Genomic DNA, 21,279 nt, shown 5'->3' with positions numbered 1-21,279 from the left:
GATAGCAAGGACTCGGGATGAGGCTCGGTTGTCTTTGGATTTGACGCCGTGCGTGTGTGGGTCCGTCGAGGCGGAGTGGCGGCATGGGACCGGGATGGTCGACGGGGAGCTGGTCAGTGCGTACGACGCCACCTGTGGGGAGTGTGGCGCTGAGCGGGAGTACTTCTTCGGGTTGCCGCCGAGGGAGACCGGGGGTGACTACCCGAACTTCGGTGGACCGGAGCCGTCGCAGCTGCTGGATGCCGGGCGGTGGCTCGCGCTGGCCGACCAGTTGGCGAGCATGCTGCCACCGGACGATCCGGAGACAACCCGACAGGCACTCGCGATCGCCGCCGCGGCCGTCGCCGAGGTGATGAAGTTCATTCCGCCCGGCGAGGACGTCGTACCTGCGGACGCCTTCTGGACGGAGGAAGGCAGGCGGGTGTACGACGCGGAGCCGGGGCGGTTCCGGCGTGGCCGGCTGCAAGTGGTGCTCGAGACCTATCTAGAGGCCAAGGAAACGCTCGCGGGTCAGGAAGGCTAGCTGGGCGGTCTTGATGGTGCCGTCGGGGAGGGTGAACTTGACTTCCGGGCCCGCGGTGAAACCGGCGCGGTGGAAGCGGTCGATCGCCCGGTCGTTGCGGACGTCCGGGTCGACCACCACGCGCGGGTGGCCGAGGTGGACGAACACGAACCGGACGATCACGTCGAGCAGCTTTCCGGTGAAGTTCGGCCGCGGGTCGCCGGGTGCGACCAGGAGGTGCAGGCCGAGGTCCCCGGCCCGGACGTCGTACGCCGTTCCGACCGGATCGGCCTGTGGATCGTAGGTCTGCAGCAGAGCGATCGGTACGTCGTCAAGGTGCACGAGGTACACGTGATGCGTCGGCACCGAGTCGAGGAACCGATAGATCCCGGCGATCTCGTCCCGCGACAGGTGCGCCATCCCCCAGAAGCCGGCCCGTTCGGCCGTCACCCAGCCGTGGACCAGGTCGAGATCCCGGTCCGGATCCGCCTCGGCGATCCGCACCGCGCCGAACCCGTCGACCACCTGCTCGAACCGGGTCTCCTCGCGGGTGAGCTCACCCAGGACCGGAGCAAGCTCACCGCGCAGCCACAACGGAAGCTGGTCGTGGTGATGCGGATCCCCGAGTACGCCGGACGCACCGAGCGGCACCACCCACCCGCTGGCCGACCGGTCCGCCAAGTCGAAGGCGTACCGGGCCGCCGAAGCGCGGATACACACGTCGGTCAGACCGGGCAGGCTCGACGTCGACATCACGCAGTGGTGGTCACCGGAGAGGCCGAGGTCGATCGGCTCCTCGCCCGGCGCGAACACCGGACTGCGCAACATGTGCAACGGTGACAGCTGGTGGGTTTCACCCCACGGCGGCCGAGGCTTGCGCGCGGCGACCTCCTCCAGCGCCTCACGCGCGAGCCAGCTCACGTTGACCTCGGGGAGGAGGTCAGTGGTGATCAGGTTCTCCAGCGCGTACGACACCTGCGTCAACGTGTCGATCCAGGGCTGGAACACCTCCGGGCAGCCCGCATCACCTTCCAGTACGGCGAAGTGGTCGGCCAACCGTGACACCAGCGCCTTGCGGACCGCCGCGAACGACGACGCCGTCGTACTCGAAGCGTCCATGCGCCGGTCCCAGCTGAGCAGCTCGCTGCGCAGGGCAACGGCTTCCGGTGAGAGCTCCACCAGACCGGACAGCACGTCCAGCAGGGTGCCCGCCGAGCCCAGATACGTGTCGGTGTGGATCCTGGGCATCTCGTCGATCGACCAGGTCAGCTGAGAGGCCAGGAGCTCGCGGATCCGCCGGGACCGGTGCGGTGCGGCGAACTCGACGCCGAGCGGTTCGGCCAGCTCGCGCGCGTTCGCCATCACCGCCGGACCGTCGACGGTTGCCCGGGGCATCGACTCGTGCCAGCCCTGCCACTGGTGCTTCGGATCCCAGGCGGGTACGACGCGCAGCTTGTTCGAGTGGTCGCGCGTCGGGACCAGGCCGGCGGTCCGGTGCAGCAGCCCGCCGGACGTGTCGGCCGCCAGGACCACGTTGACCGGCTCGACCCAGGCATCCAGCGCGGCGTCGACGTCGGCCACGGTGGTTGCCCGCAGCAACTTCGGCAGCACCTCGAAGCCGAGCCGGCCGGTCACCCGCGGTGGGTACCGCAGGCTGACGGTCTGCTCGGCGTTGTCGATGATCACCGGTCCGCGTTCGGTCTCGATCACCTCGATCTGGATCGGGTCGGTGCCCGCCACCTCGACCACCTCGGTGTGTGCCGAGGCCGGTTTCCAGCCGTCCGGGCCGAGGGCCTCCACCGAGGACCCGGTCCGCCGGAGTTGTTCGGCGTACACATCCTGGTAGTCCGCCATCGCGTTGGTGATCGCCCAGGCGACCTTCCCGGTGTGGCCGAAGTGGGCGATCCCCGGGACGCCCGGGACGGCGAGTCCGAGGACGTCGTACTCCGGGCAGGACAGCCGGATCTGCTGGTAGATGCCCGGGCTTTCGATGAAGCGGTGCGGGTCACCGGCGATGATCGCCTGGCCCGAGGTGGTCAGGGAGCCGGGGATCAGCCACCCGTTGCTGCCCGCGGTGCGGGGACCTTCCGAGGAGAACAGTTCGATGCGGTCGTCGCCGAGGCGTCGCGCGACGTGCGTCTGCCACAGTTTGCCCGGGAAGCCGGCGAACAGGACGTGCACCGCGAGCCAGATGCCGAGCGGTGCCCACGGCTCCCACGCCTGTGGTGTCAGCCCGGTCTGCTCGAACTCGGGCGCCCGCGCGGCCCCGATCGGCATCGCGTGGTTGACGCCCTCGACGTACGCCGTGATCCACTCGCGGGTCTCGTCGTCGAGCGCGTCGAAGCAGCGCTGCGCCGTGTCGGCGAGCCGGGCCTGGCGCGCGAACACGTCCCAGGGCGCGGCCTCCGGGCCGAGGAACGCCGCACTCGTGCCGAGGAACCGGCGGCGCTCGACCTCGATCTGCCAGGCCCGGTCCTGCGCCGCGTTGCGGCCTTGCAGATAGACCAGCGCCAACGGGTCTCCGGCGTGCAGGTGCGGTACGCCGTACGCGTCCCGGAAGACCCTCGCGTTCACTGCGTTCCTCGTTTCAGTTCGGCCAAGGCCTGAGGATAACCTGGCGCGGGTGATCAGACCTCTCGACGTCCGCGACCGGGCCCTGGCCGAACGGCTCCTCGAGATCCAGCATCGCGCGTACGCCGTCGAGGCCGAACTGATCGGCTTCGACGGGATCCCACCGCTCCAGGAGGACCTCGAGGGTCTGATGTCGTCCACCGAGCACTGGCTCGGCCGGTACGACGATGACCTGCTGGTCGGCGCGGTCGCGTACGAACTCCCCGACGACGACACCGTCGACATCACCCGGCTGATCGTCGACCCGGCGCACGCCCGCCGCGGTCACGGGCGTGCGCTCCTGGATCACCTCGACCGGCTGGAACCGCGGCGGACCAGCCTGGTCTCGACAGGGACGGCGAACACCCCGGCGGTCACTCTCTACACGTCCCGTGGCTACCACGAGATCGCGCGGATCGAGATCGCGCCGGGGATCACCGTCACGCGGTTCAGCCGGCCAGGCTGAGTGCGGCCCAGCTGATCGCCGGAAGGGTGATGGTCAGCTTTCCGTCCACCAGCTTGGCTTCGGCCGGCTGCGGGGTGACGCGGTCAGGGTGGTCGGCGGAGTTCGTCGCCAGCGGGTCCGCGTCGTTCACGATCAAAGCCTCGGCGATCGTGGACACTCCCGCGCGGCTGACGTCGACGGTCACCTCGATCGGACCCTCGGTGGACCGGTTGACCAGGAACACCGCCAGCTTGCCCTCGTCGTACGTCGCCACCGCGTCGACCGCCGTGATGTCGCCGTGCTTGGCGGTGCTGACCGTCGGCGAGTCGGCCTCCACCCGCAGGACCTGGCCGGCCGCGAACCGGGACGTGATCGCGAACGGGTGGAAGATGGGCTGCCGCCAGGCCGGGCCGCCGGGCTCGGTCATGATCGGCGCGATCACGTTCGCCAGCTGCGCCAGGCAGGCGACGCCGACCCGGTCGCTGTGCCGCAGCAACGAGATCAACAGGTTGCCGACGACAACGGCATCGGTGACGTTGTACTCGTCCTCGATCCGCCGCGGCGCGACTTCCCACTGGTCACCGGGTCCGTCGGTCCGGCGCGAGCGTTCGCCGTACCAGACGTTCCACTCGTCGAAGGAGATGTCGATCTTCTTCCGGCTCTTCAGCTCCGCGCCGACTGCGTCCGCGGTCGCGACCACGGCCTCGATGAAGCGGTCCATGTTGACCGCCGAGCCGAGGAACGAGGCGGTGTCGCCGTCGTCGTTGCCGTAGTACGCATGGCAGGAGATGTAGTCGACGAAGTCGTACGTCTCCCGCAGGACCGTCTGCTCCCAGCTGCCGAACGTCGGCATCGACGACGAGGACGAACCGCAGGCGACCAGCTCCAGGCCGGGCTCGATCATCCGCATCGCCCGGGCGGTCTCGGCCGCCAGCCGCCCGTACTCCTCCGCCGTCTTGTGCCCGATCTGCCAGGGCCCGTCCATCTCGTTGCCCAGGCACCACAGCTTGATCCCGTAGGGTGACGCGCCGTGCTGCTCGCGGAGGTCCGACAGCGCCGTGCCGCCCGGGTGGTTCGCGTACTCCTGCAGGTCGAGCGCCTCCTGGACGCCGCGGGTGCCGAGGTTGATCGCCATCATCGGTTCGACCCCGGTCTTGGCGCACCAGCGGATGAACTCGTCCAGGCCGAACTCGTTCGTCTCGACGCTGTGCCAGGCCAGGTCCAGCCGGCGCGGGCGGCCCTCCCGCGGGCCGACGCCGTCCTCCCAGCGGTAGCCGGAGACGAAGTTGCCGCCGGGGTAGCGGACCACGGACACCCCGAGCTCCCGGGTCAGCTCGAGCACGTCCTTGCGGAAGCCGTCCTCGTCGGCGGTGGCGTGTCCGGGTTCGTAGATGCCGGTGTAGACGCACCGCCCCATGTGCTCGACGAACGTGCCGAAGGTACGGCGGTTCACCGGCGCGATCGTGAACGCGGGGTCGATGGTGAAGTTGGCAGAAGGCACCAGGTTGCTCCTGTCGTGATGGATGGGGATCTATCCCTTGATGCCCGCGTCGCCGACGCCGCGGACCACATGCCGCTGGAACAAGGCGTAGACGATGAGCAGCGGGAGTCCGCCCAGTACGGCCGAGGCCATGATCTGGGCGTAGCGCAGGCCGTACGAGCCCTGCACGTTGGCCAGGCCGACCGGGATCGTCATCATCGACGGGTCGGTGGTGACGATGAACGGCCAGAGGAAGTTGTTCCAGGCGCCGATGAAGGTGAAGATGCCGACCGCGACCAGGATCGGCCGGGACATCGGCACCATCACACTCCAGACGATCCGCCACCGGGTCGCACCGTCCACCCGGGCGGCGTCCTCGTAGTCGCGGGAGATGCCGTCGAAGAACTTCTTCAGTACGAACACCATCACCGGTGCGGCCACCTGCGGCAGCACGATGCCCCAGTAGGTGTCGACCAGGCCGAGGCCGGTCATCTCCTGGAACAGCGGCACGATCAGCACCTGCGGCGGCACCAGGATGCCGGCGATCATCAGTCCGAACAGCGCCCGCCGGCCGGGGAACTCGGTCCGGGAGAACCCGTACGCCGCCAGCACGGAGACCAGCAGGGTCAGTGACGTCACCAGCACCGCCACGATCGTGCTGTTCAGGAACCAGCGGAGCAGATCACCCTGCTCGATCACGCCCTGGTAGGCCGCCAGGGTCGGTGCCTCCGGCAACCAGGTGATCGGCGTCCGGGTGGTCTCCGGTTCGGGTTTCAGCGAGGTGTCCAGGGCCCACAGCAACGGCACCAGCCAGATCGCGGCCAGGATCACCGCGCCGACGATGCTCGCCACCTTGGGGAAGTTCCAGCGCGGTTCCACCGGCCCCGAGCTTCGGGTTGTCGCGGGCAACGTCGCGGTGGCCATCAGCGCACCTCCTTGCGGCCGGAGAACAGTTTGAATTGCAGGACCGAGACGATCACGATGATCACGAAGAACAGGTACGAGATCGCCGACGCGTAGCCGATCCGGTAGTTGGTGAAGCCGTTCTGGTAGATGTACTGCACGATCGGCCGGGTCGCGTAGTTCGGCCCGCCGTCGGTCATCAGGTAGATCTGGTCGAAGATCATCAGCGAGGCCACCAGTTGCAGGACGACGATCAGGCCGGTGGTGCGGCTGAGCAACGGCAGCGTGATCCGGAACAGCTTCTGCCGCCCGTTCGCGCCGTCGATCGCGGCCGCCTCGTAGATCTGGGCCGGAATCCCTTGCAGGGCGGCGAGATAGAGCAGGAAGTTGAATCCGACCGTCCACCAGATGGTCGTGATCACCACCGCCAGCATCGCCCGGTTCTCGGTGTTCAGCCAGTCGATCTCGGCGAAACCGCCGGCCGTCAGCAGACCGTTCACCAGGCCGAAGCCGGGCTGGTAGATCCAGACCCAGATCAGTGACACGACGGTCGCCGGCAGCACGAACGGAGCGAAGTACGAGAACCGCAACAGCCAGCCCAGCAGGCCCTGGCGGTTGGCCAGCAAGGCCATCACGAGTGCGATGACGACCAGCGGCGGGGTGGTCATCGCGGTGAAGACGAAGGTGTTCTTCAGCGACGACCAGACGGCCGGGTCGTTGAACATCTCCCGCCAGTTCTGCAGGCCGAGGAACTCACCCTTGACCCCGGCGAGGCTGGTGTTGAAGAAGCTGTTCCAGAGGCCGGAGAAGGTCGGCCAGAGGAGGAAGAGGGCGAACAGCAGCAGGAACGGCGCGACGAAGAACAGCCCCGCCCAGCGTTCCTTCCACGGCTGCCCGGTCTGCGGTTTCGCCGCGGACCGCGGCGTACCGGGTGTTACGCGAGATGGTGTCTGCACGGCCATGGGTGACCTCCTGTCAGACCGGGGACGGGGTGTCGAGCAGCTTCTGGGTGGCGGCCTTGAACTGCGCGAGCGCGGCCTGCGGCGTCGTCTGGCCGGAGAACACACCGCTGAAGGCGGCGCCGGCTTCTTCCTGCAACTGCGCGCCGGATCCGCTGAACCAGGCCTCGGGGTCGAAGTTCACGTCCGGCGCCACACTGCGGTACTCCGCCTGCGGCTTGAGGCTCAGGTACTCCTGGCTCTGGACCACCGGCTGGTACGAGGGAATGTGCCCACCGGCCGCCCAGGCCGCACTGTGCTTCAGCATCCAGGCGATGTACTCGACCGTCGCCTTCGTGTCGTCCCTGTTGCGGTCCGACTGGTGCGGCATCACGAAGGTGTGCGCGTCACCGGCGAACTTCGGTACGTCGTACACGACGGGGAACGGCGCCATGCTGAACGGCATCTTCGCGGTCTGGTACGTCGTCACCTCCCACTCGCCGTTGAAACTCAGGCCCGCGTCGCCGTTGGTGAACTGGGCGACCAGGGCGGGGTAGTTCGCCGACCGCGGGACGAGACCGTCGGCGGCGAGCTTCGCCATCAGTTCGAGGGCTTCCAGCGCCTTGGCGTCGTCGAGTTCGAGCCGGGTGCCGTCGTCGCTGAGGAACTTTCCCTCGAGCTGGCCGTAGAGGGTCCACCACATCCGCCACGGGTTGGTCGTCTCGACCGAGGCGGCGAACTTGCCGGTGGTGTCCTTGACCGCCGTCAGCATCTCCAGGAACGCGTCCACCCCCTTGACCGGCTTGATCCTGCCGTCGGCGCCGAGCAGCCCGGCCTTCTGGCAGATCTCGGTGTTGTAGTAGAGGACGAACGGGTGCAGGTCGAGTGGTACGGCGTACAGCTTCCCGTCGACCACGCACCGGTTCCACGTCTCGGGCAGGAAGTCGGACTCGCGGATGCCGGCCTCGTTCAGCAGGTCGACCGGGATCGGGTCGAGCATCGTGGTCGGGCTGAAACCCTTCAGCCGGGACAAGTGAAGGGTTGCCACCTCGGGGGCCCGCCCGCCGGCCGCGGACATCGCCAGCTTGGTGTAGAACGGCGGTCCCCAGGCCAGCGTGTGGGCCTCGAACCGGACGTCGGGGTGTTCGGCGACGTACTGCTGGTGGATCTGCAGCAGGCGGGCGCCGTCACCACCGCCGAACAGGTTCCACTCGCGGACGCGGGGGCCGGCGCCGAGGCTGCCGCAGCCGCCGAGGGCCAGCGCGCCGGCGGCGCCGAGCAGGCCGCCGAGCACCGCCCGGCGAGACGGGGGAGGGGGTCGATCAAGCATCAGCGTGTCCTCCTGGCAGGGGGTGGAGCACGGATTCGGGCGTGCGGAACCGCCGCGCCGGCCCGGGATACGGAGCACCGGCACATGCTTTTACATCGGTGTACTACATCGGTGTAGGAATGATGCCCGGGCGGTTCGGGACCGTCAACCCTTCGGGTCCGGTGGCTTTGGGTGACCGTCAGCCCGCCGTGGACTCACGCACGTGCAGCCGGTACGGCGCGACGATCTCCTGGTGCTCGGAGTCGTCGCCGGCCATCCGCTGCACCAGCAGTTCGACCGCGGTCCGGGCGATGTGGATGCGGTTCGGATCGACCGTGGTGAGTGTCGGGCTGCTGTAGCTGGCCTCGTCGATGTTGTCGAAACCCGCGACCGCCACGTCGTCCGGGATCCGGATGCCGTGCGCGGTCAGCGCGCGGACCGCGCCGAGCGCCAGTGTGTCGTTGAGGGCGAACACCGCGTCGAACTTCTGCCCGGTGCCGAGCAGTTCCTCCATCGCATCCGCTCCGCTCGACCGGTGCCACTTCCCGCCCGACACCGCCAGCTGCTCCGGTACGGGTACGCCGTACTCGGCCAGCGTCTCGGCGTAGGCGCCGTACCGGATGGCCGCCGTGCCGACCTGCTCACCGGGACGGATGCCGATCACCGCGATCCGGCGGCGGCCCTGGTCGAGCAGATGCCGGACGACGGCCCTGGTGCCCTCGACGTTGTCGATCATCACGTGGTCGACCGGGCCGTGGAAGATCCGCTCGCCGAGCAGCACTATCGGGGTGGGCGTGCGGAGCTGGTCGACGTCCTCGGGGCCGAGGCCGAGCGGGCTGTAGAGCAGACCGTCGACGAGGTGGCCGCGCGGCCGGGCGAGCGCGGTCAGCTCGCGCTCCCGGTCGGCGTTGGTGGTCTCGATCATCACGGTCAGGCCGTGCTCTCCCGCGGCCGCGATCGCCGCGTCGGCGAGCTCGGCGAAGTACGGGTTGCTCAGCTCGGGGACGGCCAGGCCGATGATCCCGGTCCGGCCGGACTTCAGGTTCCGGGCCGAGATGTTCATCTGGTAGCCGAGGGCATCGATCGAGGCGAGCACCTTGGTCCGGGTCTCCTCGCGGATGTACGGGTACCCGTTCATCACGTTGGAGACCGTCTTCGGCGAGACCCCGGCGTGCCGCGCCACGTCCCGCATCGTCACCGCCACGGCATCACCCCCAAGTCACCGGTCCGAAAGTTCCCCAACACCGTAATGCACCCTCCGCGACACGCCGCAGGTGGCGGATATATATGAGCGAGTCATATGAATGAATCATGTCCGAGTCGAACATCTGGGCCGCGTGGACGCTGCGCAGCCACGACGCACTCTCCGCCGCGGTCGCGGCCGTGGCCCCACCGGGCCTCGGCCTGCGGGACCTGGCCGCCCTCACCCTGATCGCCAGCCACGACGGCTGCTCGGCCGACTGGTTGTGGAACCGGATCGGCCTCACCCAGTCCGGCACCGTTCGCCTGATCGACCGGCTGGAGAGACTCGGGTACGTCGACCGAGCCCGGAGCGGCCGGGTTCTCGAACTCAGCCTGACCGCGGCCGGTGCCGACCTCCTCGAGGCCTGGAACGCCGCCCGCGACCAGGCCGGCCGCGAAGTACTCGATGTGCTGACCCCTGCCGAGCGGCGCCGGTTCACCGACCTACTCGCCACCGCCCTCCGGCGGACCGCGCGTGCTCGCCCCGAGGCCGACACCACCTGCCGCCTCTGCAACTGGCCGGTCTGCACCGAATGCCCGGTCGACGAATCGGTGGGCGATTCCTCATGAGGCGCCGCCCGCTGGTCAGCCTGGCGGCTGCCTGGACGCTCGCCTCGACGGCTGACAGTTTCCTGTTGTTCGTCCTGCTCTGGATTGCCGAGCCGCAGGGTTGGTCCGGTGCTCAGACCGGTCTGCTGCTCGTCGCCATTCGCGTGCCGACGGTGGTCGGCGGCATCGTCGGCGGTCGTGCGGTCGATCGATTCGGACCGGTGCGGATGCTGCTCCTGGACGCGATCGTGCGCACCGTGCTGATGGCGGCACTCGTGGTCGCCGGATGGCAGCAGCACTTCTCGCTGTGGATCGTGATCGCCCTGTGCGCTGTCGCCGGTGCGACCATGCCGCTCAGCTACGCGGCCTCGCGGACGCTGGTTCCCCGACTGGTGGACGACGAGCTGTTGCCCAGGGCAAATGCTTTGCTGGGCTTGGGCGATCAGTTGCCGATGCTGCTCGGTGCCGCGTTGGCCGGTCCGGCCCTTGCGCTGCTCGGTCCAGGGCGCGCGTTTCTCGTCCCGCTGGTGATGATGGCCGGCGTGGCCGCGATCGCCGTACGGCTGCCCCGTCGTACCGGCGTACCTCGGCGAGCGGAGGTGCAGTCCGGCTGGGCGTCGGGCCGAGTGGTCGGGCTGATCGGGTTGTCGGTCGCCTACTACTTCACCTATGGACCCTTCGACTCCGTGTTGCCGCACTTCACCCGTGAGCAGTTGGGCAGTGGGGTTGGTGGCTACACGCTGCTCTGGGTGCTCTTCGGCGCGGCCGCGCTGGCGACCCTGCCCTCGGCGTCATGGCTCGCCGAACGGCGGCCCGGCTTGGTGAACGCCGGTGGCGCGATCGTCTGGGGACTCGTCACCCTGCCGATCGTCGCCACCGACAGCCTTCCGGCCGCCGCCGCGATCTTCCTCGTCTCCGGCGCGGTCTGGGGCCCGTACTCCGCGATCGAGGCCACCGCCCTGCAGCGATGGGCGGATCCGGCGAGTCACGGCGCGATGTTCGGCACGCAGCGTGCGCTGCTGTCGATCGCCTTCCCCCTCGGCGCCGCCGCCGGTGCCGTGGCCGTCGACCACGTCGCACCGGCGACGATCCTCGCCGTGTCGGCGCTGAGTTGCACCGTTGCCGGCGCAGTGGCGCTGATCCCGCTACGACGCGGTTAAGCGCCGTACGGCGGGCGGTTCAGTGGGGTGAGCCGGATGCCGGCCTGCATCGCCTTGCTCAGGATCGCGGCTTCCGGGCGTCCGAGGAGCATCCCTATCACCGAGGGCGGCACGTTGTCCGCGGCGAGTTCTTCCAGTTTGCTCAGTTCCTTCGCTGTCCACGGTTCCGCGGCGTTGCGAATGGACTGCGGCAATCCCATCGTCCTCACTTCTCTCCTTGCGGTCTCCTCCCCGGTGCCCGATCTCCACCGTTTGAAAAGTCCGGCCCCACCGGCGGGGTCAGCGGTCGGCGACCGGACGCCGGCGCAGGGCCGGAGTGGTGAGGGACGGGGGTCGCCAGGCGCCGTCCGGTTGGTACAGGTCTGTGCCTGGGGGCACGATCTCGTCGATGCGGTCCAGCGTCGCGTCGTCGAGCGTGACCTCGGCGGCCTTCAGCAAACCTTCGAGCTGCTCCATCGTGCGCGGTCCGCTGATCACCGACGTGACGGCCGGATGCGTGGTGACGAAGGCCAGCGCCAGTTCGGGCAGAGTGCGGCCGATGCCCTCGGCCACCTCGATCAGCTGCTCGACCGCGTCGAACTTCGCCGCGTTCCCCGGGATCGACGGATCGAACCGGAACGGCGTGATCGCCGCCCGGCCGGTGGTCAGGTCGACCGGCTGGTTCTTGCGCACCTTGCCGGACAGGAACCCCGACGCCAGCGGGCTCCAGGTCAGCACCCCGATGCCGAGCCGCTGTGTCGTCGGCAGCAGCGAGCGCTCGATCCCGCGGCTGATCAGCGAGTACGGCGGTTGCTCGGTCCGGAACTTCCCGTAGCCGCGCCGTTCCGCCACGTGGTAGGCGTTCACGATGTCCTCGGCCGGGAACGTCGAGGACCCGAACGCGCGGATCTTCCCCTGGCTGACCAGATCGGTCAGCACCCACAGCGTTTCCTCGATGTCCGTGCTGTAGTCCGGCCGGTGGATCTGGTAGAGGTCGATCCAGTCGGTGCCGAGCCGGCGCAGGCTGTTCTCGACCTCTTGGACGATCCACCGGCGCGAGTTGCCGCTGCGGTTGCGCGTCCCGTCCTCGAGCGGGAAGTGCACCTTCGTCGCCAGGACGACGTCGTCGCGGCGGCCCTTCAGCGCCTTGCCGACGATCTCCTCCGACTCCCCGCGGGAGTACATGTCCGCGGTGTCGACGAAGTTGATGCCCTGGTCCAGGGCGGCGTGGATGATGCGAATGCAGTCGGCGTGGTCGGGGTTGCCGACCGCACCGAACATCATCGTCCCGAGGCAGTGCGCACTGACCTCGATCCCGGTCCCACCCAGCGTGCGATAACGCATGTACAAGCTCCTTAGCGGTGTCTGGTGCCTGGAACGCTAGGAGCTAGAGCGCTGTCTAGGTCAAGCCGGTCGTAGGGTGGAGGCCGTGGACTTCGCTGGGTTGTGGGATCCGGAGCCGGGCTGGCTGAACACCGCGTCGTACGGGCTGCCGCCGCGCCCGGCCTGGGAGGCGCTGCATGCCGCGCTGGCCGACTGGCGGGTCGGCGCGACCAGTTGGGAGCCGTGGGACGAGTCGACGACGCGCAGCCGGGAGTCGTTCGCACGGCTGATCGGCGCCGACGCGTCCGACGTGTTCGTGGGCAGCACGGTGTCCGCGGCGCTGGCGCCGATCGCGAGCGCGTTGCCGGACGGCGCGAAGGTGCTGACCGACGACGTCGAGTTCACCTCGAACGTGTTTCCGTGGAAGGTGCACGAGGACCGGGGCGTGGAGGTGGTCGCCGTACCGGGTGATCAACTGGTCGACGCGATCCGGCCTGGGATCGACCTGGTCGCGGTCAGTGCGGTCCAGTCGTCGACCGGCGCCGTCCTCGACCTGCCCGCTGTTGTTGCCGCCAGCAAGAAGATCGGCGCGCTGGTGGTGATCGACGCGAGTCAGGCGCTCGGCTGGCTGCCGCTGACCGTCGACGGCGTCGACGCGCTGGTCGCGCACACCTACAAGTGGCTGATGTCGCCGCGCGGTGCCACGCTCGGCTACCTCTCGCCCCGGCTGCAGGAGCTCTGCCGTCCGCTGGCCGCCGGGTGGTACGCCGGTGCCGACGTCCACACGTCGTACTACGGGACCCGGATGGAGCTCGCCGGCGGCGCCCGGAGGTTCGACCAGTCGCCGGCCTGGTTCTGCTACGTCGCCGCGGCGCCGGCGCTCGAGCTGATCGAGCAGATCGGCGTCGAGACGATCAACCGGCACAACCTCGAACTGGCGAACGAGTTCCGCGCCGGCCTCGGCCTGCCGCCGTCGAACAGCGCGATCGTCAGCACCAGCCTCCCCGGGGCCCGGCAGGCGTTCGACGCCGCCGGCATCCGCGCCGCGGTCCGCGACGGCAAACTCCGGGCGTCGTTCCACATCTACACCACGACAGCCGACGTACATCAGGCCCTCACGGCCCTCAAACCGCTGCTGTAAAAACCTAGAGGGTGGTCTAGGCCCGGGCTAAGGTGCCGCGTATGAGCACGGGACTGAGCATCGGGCAAGTGGCGGAGCGGACCGGGCTGAGCGTGCACGCCCTCCGGTTCTACGAGCGTGAGGGTCTGCTCGCGGATCCGGTACGGCGTGAGTCGAACGGCCGCCGCGTCTACTCCGAGGACGACGTGGAGTGGCTCGACATGTGCATCAAGTTCCGCTCGTCCGGGATGCCGCTGGACACCATCCGCAAGTACACCGACCTGGTTCGCCAGGGCCCCGGCAATGAACAGGACCGGCTGGCCCTGCTCCGCAGTCACCAGGACTACGTCACCGCCCAGATCCAGGAACTCACCGAGTGCCTGAACGTCATCACCCACAAGGTCGACGTCTACCAGCAGCACCTGGACGACGGCACCGCGTCCTGCCTCTGGGTCACGCCGTCCAGCACCCCGACGGAGACGACGGCAGCCTCCTAGGCGACCGCGATGCGGTCGGGGTGGGTGTAGACGTTCATCGAGCCGTTGCGGATGAAGCCGGCCAGGGTCAGACCCGATTCGTGGGCCAGATCCACGGCCAGGGAGCTGGGCGCCGAGACGGCGCCCAGGACCGGGATGCCGGCCATGACCGCCTTCTGGGCCAGCTCGAAGGACGTGCGGCCGGAGACGATCAGGACGCAGGAGCGCGCCGGGATCCGGTCGTTCAGGACGGCCCAGCCGACGACCTTGTCGACGGCGTTGTGGCGGCCGACGTCCTCCCGTACGACGAGGAGGTCGCCGGCCGCGGTGAAGAGCCCGGCCGCGTGCAGGCCGCCGGTGCGGTCGAAGACTTGCTGCCTGGCCCGCAGGGCATCCGGCAGCCCGGCCAGGACGTCGTACGGAACCCGCACCTGGTCGTCGGCCGGGGAGTAGCGCGTCTTCAGTCGTACGGCGTCCAGCGAAGCCTTGCCGCAGACACCGCACGACGACGTGGTGTAGAAGTTGCGCTCGACCCCGGTCACCGGCGGCGGCACACCGGGCGCCAGACCGACGTCGAGGACGTTGTACGTGTTGCGGCCCTCGTCGTCGCGGGAATCGCAGTACCGGGCGTCGCGGATGTCGTCGACGCTGCCGATCACGCCCTCGGTATGCAGGAACCCGTGAGCCAGTTCGACATCGTGGCCCGGCGTACGCATGGTGACCGCGAGCGGTTTGCCGTCGACGCGCAGTTCGAGCGGCTCCTCGACGGCGATGGAGTCCGGACGACTGCGGTCGCCGCTCGGGCCGAGTCGCAGTACCGGACGACGTGCGATCAGACGGCCCATGGCTGTGCTCCTGGATCGAGTGGCAGCAGGCGGGCAGCGACGGCGGACGCCGGCCCGGGATCGACCACGGCCAGCGCGTCCGCGGCGGCCACCCCACGCAGCATCGCGGAACCACCGTGCCCCACCGGTACGGCGCCTTGTGCGGTGACGCGGACCGGGACGAGCCGGGTACTGCGGGGATGACACGCCAGGCCACCTGGTACCGGCGCGACCATCAACGCGGGGAGGGGGAGACCGCGCATCCGCCGGATCGCCGCGACAGCCACGGTGAGGAACGCGGCCAGCGCGGCGAACGGGTTTCCGGGCAGGCCGACGACCAGCCGGCCGTCGGCGAATCGTGCCAGCGCCTGCGGATGACCGGGCCGGCACGCGACCCCGTCGATGATCAGCTCGGCGCCGAGGGCGTTCAGTGCCGGCCGCAGGTGATCCGCGGGTCCGGACGCCGACGAGCCGGATACGAGAATCAGGTCCGCGTCGGCTGCCCGCAGCGTGTCGACCAACGATTTGCGATTGTCCGGAAGGTGGGTGACCGGACCGGCGAGGGCACCGGCGCGGGCGATAAGTCCGGGGAGCATCGGACCGATCGCGTCACGGACCCGCCCGGGTCCCGAGGGGCCGCGGTGCACCAACTCGTCGCCCGTCACCACGGCTGCCACCCGTGGCTGCGGGATGACAGTCAAGCGGTTGAGCCCGATAGACGCGGCGACACCCAGCACGGCCGGGTCCACGACTACACCGGCCGGCAACAGCGTCTCGTTGACTGCGCACTCCTCGCCCGCTCGCCTGATGTGCCGCCCGGGCTCGCTTGGCCCGTCCACCAGTCCGCCGATCAGCACGGCATCCTCATCACGCACCACTGAGGTCGCACCAGTCGGCACAGCAGCGCCAGTCGTGATGCTGCACGCCTCACCTGCCGTCAGCACGACCTGTGCGTCACAACTTGCCCCCACATGTCCTACGATCCGCCACGGGCCTGCACCGCAAACGGCGTACCCGTCCATGGCCGCCCGATCCACCGGCGGCACCGCGACCGGCGACACCAGCGGAGTCGCCAGCACCGTGCCCCCGGCGTCGTTCAACCCCCGAGACACAGCCTCGAGCGGTGTCGCGGCCGCATGCGCCAACTCCCGAGCCACATCCCACGGCAACACGCCCCCACCATGCCACCGCCGCCGAAGGCCACGGCCTTCGCTCCCCACCCCCCGACCCATCGCCTGGGCGGTGGGTTTCGCTCCTCCGCGTTTGCCGGGAGTTGCCGGCGGGGTGTCGTTGGGCTGGGTCACTTGGTGGCCAGTTGGTGGGCGGCCAGGGCTGCTGCGGGGGCGAGGTCTTCGGCGCCGGCTTCGGCGTGGGCGATCAGGGCCTTCTTCATCCGCGGGTCCCAGACCGCCTTCACATGGTTGGCGATCGCGGTGGCCGCGTCCGCCGGCTCCCGGTGGGCGAACTGGGCCGCGATCTCGTTCGCCAACCGCACGTACGGCGGAACAGTGCCGCTCATCGCGCACCCACCGGCTCGCGCTCGGCCGCCGCGGCCGTCGGCTTGGTCAGCAGATCGACCTGTACGGCGGTGACCTTGTACTCCGGGCAGTTCGTCGCCCAGTCGGAGTTGTCGGTGGTGATCACGTTCGCGCCGGTCACCGGGTGGTGGAAGGTGGTGTAGCAAACCCCAACCGGCATCCGGTCGGACAGCTTCGCCCGCAGGGTGGTCCGGCCGACCCGGCTCGACAGTGCGACCGTGTCACCGTCCTCGATGCCGCGGACCTCGGCGTCGTGCGGGTGCAGTTCGAGGACGTCCTCCGGATGCCAGGCGACGTTCGCCGTACGCCGGGTCTGCGCGCCGACGTTGTACTGCGACAGGATCCGCCCGGTGGTCAGGATCAGCGGGAACTTCCGGGTGGACCGCTCACTCGTCGGCACGTACACGGTCTCCATGAATCTGCCTTTGCCCCGGGTGAACTCGTCCTCGTGCATGATCGGCGTCCCGTCCGGGTGCTCGAGGTTGCACGGCCACTGGATGGAGCCGGCCTCGTCCAGCTTCCGGAACGATACTCCCATGAACGTCGGGGTGGTGAGCGCGATCTCGTCCATGATCTGGGCGGCGGAGTCGTAGTGCATCGGGTAGCCCATCGCCTGCGCGATCTCGCAGACGATCTGCCACTCCTGCTTCCCGGTCTTGGGCGCCATCACCGGCCGGACCCGGTTGATCCGCCGCTCGGCGTTGGTGAACGTGCCGTCCTTCTCCAGGAAGGACGTACCGGGCAGCAGAACGTGCGCGAACTTCGCGGTCTCGTTGACGAACAGGTCCTGGACGACCAGCAACTCCAGCGAGCCGAGGGCCGCGAACACGTGCTGGGTGTTCGGGTCGGACTGCGCGATGTCCTCGCCCTGGACGAACAGCGCCTTGAACGATCCCTCGATCGCGGCGTCGAACATGTTCGGGATCCGCAGGCCCGGCTCGTCCAGCAGCGGCGTACCCCAGAGCTTCTCGTAGACCTCGCGAACGCCGTCGTCCGAGACGTGCCGGTAGCCCGGCAGCTCGTGCGGGAACGAGCCCATGTCGCAGGAGCCCTGGACGTTGTTCTGGCCGCGCAGCGGGTTGACGCCGACCCCGCGCCGGCCGATGTTGCCGGTCGCCATCGCCAGGTTCGCCATCCCCATCACCATGGTCGAACCCTGGCTGTGCTCGGTGACGCCGAGACCGTAGTAGATCGCGGCGTTGCCACCGGTCGCGTAGAGCCGGGCCGCGGCCCGCAGCTCCTCGGCGGGGACGCCGGTGATCTCGGCCACCGCCTCCGGGCTGTGCTCCGGCCGCGAGATGAACTCCGCCCACTGCTGGAAGTCCTCGCACCGCTCAGCCACGAACGACCGGTCCACCAGGCCCTCGGTGACCACGACGTGCGCGAACGCGTTGATCACCGCGACGTTCGTGCCCGGCGCCAGTTGCAGATGGTGCGCGGCCTCGATGTGCGGCGAACGGACCAGGTCGATCCGGCGCGGGTCGACGACGATCAGTTTCGCGCCCTGGCGCAGCCGCTTCTTCATCCGCGACGCGAACACCGGGTGCCCGTCGGTCGGGTTGGCCCCGATCACCAGGATCACGTCGGCCTCCTCGACCGACTTGAAGTCCTGGGTGCCGGCCGACTCACCGAAGGTCTGCTTCAGGCCGTACCCGGTCGGCGAGTGGCAGACCCGGGCGCAGGTGTCGACGTTGTTGTTGCCGAACACCGCGCGGACCATCTTCTGGACGGCGTACACCTCTTCGTTGGTCGTTCGCGACGAGGTGATCGCACCGATGGAGCCTTGTCCGTACGACGCCTGGATCTCGCGCAGCCGCCGGGCGGTGAAGCCGATCGCCTCCTCCCAGGAGACGGTGCGCCATTCGTCCGCGATCGTGTCACGGACCATCGGCTCGAGCACCCGGTCCGGGTGGCTCGCGTACCCGAACGCGAACCGGCCCTTCACACACGAGTGGCCCTCGTTCGCGCCGCCGTTCTTGTACGGCACCATCCGGACCAGCTCGTCACCGCGCAGCTCGGCCTTGAACGAGCAGCCGACACCGCAGTACGCGCACGTCGTGACGACCGACCGGGTCGGCATGCCGAGCTCGATGACCGACTTCTCCTGCAGCGTCGCGGTCGGGCACGCCTGTACACACGCGCCGCACGACACACAGTCCGACTCGAAGAAGGACACCCCCGCGCCGGCCGCGACCTTCGAGTCGAACCCGCGCCCCTCGATCGTCAGCGCGAGGGTTCCCTGTACTTCGTCACACGCGCGGACACACCGTGAACACGCGATGCACTTCGACGCGTCGAAGTCGAAGTACGGGTTGGAACTGTCCGTCGGGGCGTCGAGATGGTTGGCGCCGGCGTCCACGCCCGACCCGTACCGGACTTCACGCAGACCGGTGACGCCGGCCATGTCCTGCAGTTCGCAGTCGCCGTTGGCCGAGCAGGTGAGGCAGTCGAGCGGATGGTCGGAGATGTACAGCTCCATCACCCCGCGCCGCAGCTTGCCGAGCCGCTCGTTCTGGGTCCGCACGACCATTCCGTCCGCGACCGGCGTCGTGCACGAGGCCGGCGTACCGCGCACGCCGTCGATCTCGACGATGCACAACCGGCACGACCCGAATGCCTCCAGACTGTCGGTCGCACACAACTTCGGGATGTCCAGCCCGGCCTCCTTGGCGGCCCGCATCACCGACGTTCCCGGTGGGACGGTGACGTCGATCCCGTCCACGGTCACCGAGATGGTGGCCTCACCGGGCCGGGCCGGGGTCCCGAAGTCGGGTTCCTTGAGCAGTGTCATGCGCGGAAGTCCTCTCCGAAGTGGCGGACGGCACTGCGGACCGGCATGGGGGTCAGCCCACCCATCGCGCAGAGCGAACCGTCGGTCATCAACTCGCACAGGTCGTCGAGCAGCACGAGGTTCTTCTGCCGGTCGTCGCCGGCCACGATCCGGTCGATCGTCTCGGCACCGCGGACCGCGCCGACCCGGCACGGCGTGCACTTGCCGCACGACTCGGCCGCACAGAACTCGAATGCGAACCGGGCCATCGCGGCCATGTCGACGGTGTCGTCGAACACGACGATCCCGCCGTGCCCGACCATCGCACCGGCGGCCGCGAACGCCTCGTAGTCCATCGGCAGCTCGAACTGCTCGACCGGCAGGTACGCGCCGAGCGGCCCGCCGACCTGGACCGCGCGGACCGGCCGGCCGGACGCCGTACCGCCGCCGAAGTCGTTCACCAGTTCGCCGAGGGTGATGCCGAAGGCTGTCTCGACGATCCCGCCGCGGGCGACGTTGCCGCCGAGCTGGAACACGCTGGTGCCCAGCGAGCGGCCGGTCCCGTACGACGCGTAGGACTGCGCACCGTTGGCCAGAATCGTCGGGACCGTTGCCAGCGACAACACGTTGTTCACCACGGTCGGCCGGCCGAAAAGCCCTTCCAGCGCAGGGATCGGCGGCTTCGCCCGGACCATCCCGCGCTTGCCCTCGAGGCTCTCCAGCATCGACGTCTCTTCGCCGCAGATGTACGCACCGGCGCCGACCCGCACGTGCAGGTCGAACGTCAGCCCGGAACCGAGGATGTCGTCGCCGAGCCAACCCTTCGAACGGGCGACCTCGATGGCCGCCGTCAGCGTCGCGACCGCGTCCGGGTACTCCGACCGCAGGTAGACGTAACCCTCGGTCGCGCCGACCGCGTACGCCGCGATCGTCATCCCCTCGATCAGCGTGAACGGGTCGCCCTCGATCAGCATCCGGTCCGCGAACGTCCCCGAGTCGCCCTCGTCGGCGTTGCAGCAGACGAACTTGAGATCCGCCGAGGCGCCGAGCACGGTCCGCCACTTGATCCCGGTCGGGAACCCGGCACCGCCGCGACCCCGCAAACCCGAGTCGACCACAGTCTCGACGACCTCGGCCGGTGTCATCGACAGTGCTCGCCGCAGGCCCGCGTTTCCGCCGTACGACGCATGGTCGTCGGCGGAGAGTGGATCGATCACGCCGACCCGCGCGAACGTGAGCCGCTGCTGCCGTTTCATCCAGGGCAGGTCCTCGACCAGGCCGAGGTACGCACCGATGTCGCGGACCGCGCCCCGGAGCATCCCCGCGGCGACCAGTCCGTCGACGTCCTCGGCCGCGACCGGTCCGTAGCCGACTCGTCCCGCGGGCGTCTCGACCTCGACCAGCGGTTCCAGCCAGAGCATGCCGCGGGACCCGGTCCGGACGATCTCCACGTCACCGCCGGCCGCGGCGATCCGCTCGGCCACCTCGTCGGCGCCGACCGACCGTGCGGCGGAGTCCCTGGGGACGTAGACCTTCGTCATCGTGCCTCCCCGAGGATCGCGTCGAGCCGGGCCGGGGTGACCCGCCCGTGCAGTTTGCCGCCGGCCTGGACCGCCGGACCGAGTGCGCAGTTGCCGAAGCAGAACACCTCGTCCAGCGTCAGCCGGCCGTCGGTTGTGGTCTCGCCGAAACCACAGCCGGTACTGCGTTTGGCGTGTTCGGCCAGCGCGACCGCGCCGACCGATCGGCACGCCTCGGCCTGGCAGATCGCCACGGTGGTCCGGCCGGCCGGCTCCCGGCGGAAGTCCTTGTAGAACGTGACGACACCGTGCACCTCGGCCACGGCGATGTTCAGTACGTCGGCGACGACCGGGATGTCGGCCTGGTCGACGTACGCCAACTCCTCCTGGATCGCGTGCAGGATCGGGATCAACGCACCCCGGAGCCCGCGGAGTTCCGTGGCGATCTCGCGCACTCGCTGGGCACGCCCCGGAACCGGGACAGGGGCGGCGGCCACGACCTCACTCGTCATGTATACAACATTCCGTGACGGCGGCTGCGGGGTCAAAGCAATGCTGCCTATGAACTGATAGGCATCGGCTATCAACTCA

At 69.2% G+C, this 21,279-nt stretch carries 20 protein-coding genes; 6 read left to right on the top strand and 14 right to left on the bottom strand.

Annotated elements, in window-relative coordinates; all coding sequences use genetic code 11:
- Positions 1 to 94: 94 nt before the first annotated feature.
- Positions 95 to 523: a hypothetical protein gene (locus ACYVOK_RS31375; protein ID WP_460666198.1), complete on the top strand. Its 429-nt coding sequence runs from the start codon at positions 95 to 97 to the stop codon at positions 521 to 523.
- On the opposite strand, the gene ACYVOK_RS31370 is transcribed toward ACYVOK_RS31375, so the two are convergent.
- Positions 485 to 3,076 (bottom strand): GNAT family N-acetyltransferase, encoded by a 2,592-nt coding sequence (locus ACYVOK_RS31370; protein ID WP_460666197.1) that lies wholly within the window; start codon positions 3,074 to 3,076, stop codon positions 485 to 487. The two genes, ACYVOK_RS31375 and ACYVOK_RS31370, sit on opposite strands and share 39 nt — an antisense overlap.
- Positions 3,077 to 3,125: 49 nt before the next feature.
- Here ACYVOK_RS31370 and ACYVOK_RS31365 point away from each other — a divergent pair, with 49 nt between their 5' ends.
- Positions 3,126 to 3,578 (top strand): GNAT family N-acetyltransferase, encoded by a 453-nt coding sequence (locus ACYVOK_RS31365; protein ID WP_460666196.1) that lies wholly within the window; start codon positions 3,126 to 3,128, stop codon positions 3,576 to 3,578.
- Here ACYVOK_RS31365 and arfA read toward each other — a convergent pair.
- The 5 genes from arfA to ACYVOK_RS31340 all read right to left on the bottom strand — a co-directional run bounded on the left by arfA (position 3,562) and on the right by ACYVOK_RS31340 (position 9,391).
- Positions 3,562 to 5,058, bottom strand: a complete 1,497-nt coding sequence (arfA, locus tag ACYVOK_RS31360; RefSeq protein WP_460666195.1) for an arabinosylfuranosidase ArfA — start codon at positions 5,056 to 5,058, stop codon at positions 3,562 to 3,564. The genes ACYVOK_RS31365 and arfA overlap by 17 nt on opposite strands.
- Before the next feature lie 30 nt (positions 5,059 to 5,088).
- Positions 5,089 to 5,961 carry a carbohydrate ABC transporter permease gene (locus ACYVOK_RS31355; protein WP_460666194.1) on the bottom strand — a complete coding sequence of 291 codons (873 nt, stop codon included), beginning with the start codon at positions 5,959 to 5,961 and terminating at the stop codon, positions 5,089 to 5,091.
- Positions 5,961 to 6,902 carry a carbohydrate ABC transporter permease gene (locus ACYVOK_RS31350; protein WP_460666193.1) on the bottom strand — a complete coding sequence of 314 codons (942 nt, stop codon included), beginning with the start codon at positions 6,900 to 6,902 and terminating at the stop codon, positions 5,961 to 5,963. The genes ACYVOK_RS31355 and ACYVOK_RS31350 overlap by 1 nt, the downstream gene beginning before the upstream one ends.
- Positions 6,903 to 6,915: 13 nt before the next feature.
- A complete protein-coding gene (locus ACYVOK_RS31345) occupies positions 6,916 to 8,208 on the bottom strand; it encodes an extracellular solute-binding protein (RefSeq protein ID WP_460666192.1) in 1,293 nt (430 codons plus the stop codon).
- A gap of 178 nt (positions 8,209 to 8,386) precedes the next feature.
- On the bottom strand, positions 8,387 to 9,391 hold the full coding sequence (locus ACYVOK_RS31340; RefSeq protein WP_460666191.1) for a LacI family DNA-binding transcriptional regulator: 1,005 nt from the start codon (positions 9,389 to 9,391) through the stop codon (positions 8,387 to 8,389).
- A gap of 107 nt (positions 9,392 to 9,498) precedes the next feature.
- On the opposite strand from ACYVOK_RS31340, the gene ACYVOK_RS31335 reads away from it, so the two are divergent.
- Both ACYVOK_RS31335 and ACYVOK_RS31330 read left to right on the top strand, forming a co-directional pair.
- Entirely contained in the window at positions 9,499 to 9,999 is a 501-nt protein-coding gene (locus tag ACYVOK_RS31335; RefSeq protein WP_460666190.1) for a MarR family winged helix-turn-helix transcriptional regulator, read from the top strand.
- Positions 9,996 to 11,138, top strand: a complete 1,143-nt coding sequence (locus tag ACYVOK_RS31330; RefSeq protein WP_460666189.1) for an MFS transporter — start codon at positions 9,996 to 9,998, stop codon at positions 11,136 to 11,138. Before ACYVOK_RS31335 ends, ACYVOK_RS31330 begins: the two co-directional genes overlap by 4 nt.
- Here ACYVOK_RS31330 and ACYVOK_RS31325 read toward each other — a convergent pair.
- Together ACYVOK_RS31325 and ACYVOK_RS31320 are read right to left on the bottom strand one after the other, a co-directional pair.
- Entirely contained in the window at positions 11,135 to 11,338 is a 204-nt protein-coding gene (locus ACYVOK_RS31325) for a hypothetical protein (RefSeq protein WP_460666188.1), read from the bottom strand. The genes ACYVOK_RS31330 and ACYVOK_RS31325 overlap by 4 nt on opposite strands.
- Before the next feature lie 79 nt (positions 11,339 to 11,417).
- Positions 11,418 to 12,461, bottom strand: coding sequence for an aldo/keto reductase (locus tag ACYVOK_RS31320; protein WP_460666187.1), 1,044 nt, complete (start codon positions 12,459 to 12,461; stop codon positions 11,418 to 11,420).
- A gap of 85 nt (positions 12,462 to 12,546) precedes the next feature.
- Between ACYVOK_RS31320 and ACYVOK_RS31315 the strand changes: the two genes are divergently transcribed.
- Positions 12,547 to 13,581, top strand: coding sequence for an aminotransferase class V-fold PLP-dependent enzyme (locus ACYVOK_RS31315; protein ID WP_460666186.1), 1,035 nt, complete (start codon positions 12,547 to 12,549; stop codon positions 13,579 to 13,581).
- 41 nt (positions 13,582 to 13,622) lie between these two features.
- Entirely contained in the window at positions 13,623 to 14,057 is a 435-nt protein-coding gene (locus ACYVOK_RS31310; RefSeq protein WP_460666185.1) for a MerR family transcriptional regulator, read from the top strand.
- Here the strand turns inward: ACYVOK_RS31310 and fdhD are convergent.
- From fdhD to ACYVOK_RS31280, 6 genes are all read right to left on the bottom strand, one after another.
- Positions 14,054 to 14,881, bottom strand: coding sequence for a formate dehydrogenase accessory sulfurtransferase FdhD (gene fdhD, locus ACYVOK_RS31305; protein ID WP_460666184.1), 828 nt, complete (start codon positions 14,879 to 14,881; stop codon positions 14,054 to 14,056). The genes ACYVOK_RS31310 and fdhD overlap by 4 nt on opposite strands.
- Entirely contained in the window at positions 14,869 to 16,092 is a 1,224-nt protein-coding gene (locus ACYVOK_RS31300; RefSeq protein WP_460666183.1) for a molybdopterin molybdotransferase MoeA, read from the bottom strand. The genes fdhD and ACYVOK_RS31300 overlap by 13 nt, the downstream gene beginning before the upstream one ends.
- A 68-nt stretch (positions 16,093 to 16,160) precedes the next feature.
- Entirely contained in the window at positions 16,161 to 16,379 is a 219-nt protein-coding gene (locus ACYVOK_RS31295) for a formate dehydrogenase subunit delta (RefSeq protein ID WP_460666182.1), read from the bottom strand.
- Positions 16,376 to 19,189 carry a formate dehydrogenase subunit alpha gene (gene fdhF / locus ACYVOK_RS31290; RefSeq protein ID WP_460666181.1) on the bottom strand — a complete coding sequence of 938 codons (2,814 nt, stop codon included), beginning with the start codon at positions 19,187 to 19,189 and terminating at the stop codon, positions 16,376 to 16,378. The genes ACYVOK_RS31295 and fdhF overlap by 4 nt, the downstream gene beginning before the upstream one ends.
- Positions 19,186 to 20,709, bottom strand: coding sequence for a formate dehydrogenase beta subunit (locus ACYVOK_RS31285; RefSeq protein ID WP_460666180.1), 1,524 nt, complete (start codon positions 20,707 to 20,709; stop codon positions 19,186 to 19,188). Before ACYVOK_RS31285 ends, fdhF begins: the two co-directional genes overlap by 4 nt.
- Positions 20,706 to 21,200, bottom strand: a complete 495-nt coding sequence (locus ACYVOK_RS31280; protein WP_460666179.1) for an NAD(P)H-dependent oxidoreductase subunit E — start codon at positions 21,198 to 21,200, stop codon at positions 20,706 to 20,708. The genes ACYVOK_RS31285 and ACYVOK_RS31280 overlap by 4 nt, the downstream gene beginning before the upstream one ends.
- Positions 21,201 to 21,279: the final 79 nt, after the last annotated feature.

It is taken from the genome of Kribbella swartbergensis (assembly GCF_054784135.1).
This window is presented reverse-complemented; position numbering and strand designations above follow the sequence as displayed.